This window comes from Anaerovorax odorimutans, assembly GCF_024459955.1.
Taxonomy (GTDB): Bacteria; Bacillota; Clostridia; order Peptostreptococcales; family Anaerovoracaceae; genus Hominibacterium; species Hominibacterium odorimutans_A.
The window spans coordinates 1-219 of sequence record NZ_JANFXK010000253.1 but is presented as its reverse complement, the minus strand read 5'-3'; the positions used below and the strand labels follow the sequence as shown (position 1 = coordinate 219).

Here is a 219-nt window from a genome sequence, read left to right as displayed (position 1 = left end):
CAATCAGCATACACCTGAAGAAATCAAGCTGATCCAAGATATGCGTAGGCGCAATCCCCATTCTGGTCTGGTTGTCTTTTGGGTCAAACTTATGCAGCGCGGTTATAAACGTTCCATCCCAGGATTGTATCGTTTTCTGAAGAAACAGGGAATCTTGGCTCAAAAACTTCCGAATCCCAAATATATTCCGAAGCCTTATGAGCAGATGAAATATCCCGG

At 43.8% G+C, this 219-nt stretch carries 1 pseudogene; it reads left to right on the top strand.

The annotated features are described in order from the left end of the window. Positions 1-219: pseudogene (locus NE619_RS18680) on the top strand (IS481 family transposase); the annotation flags it as partial.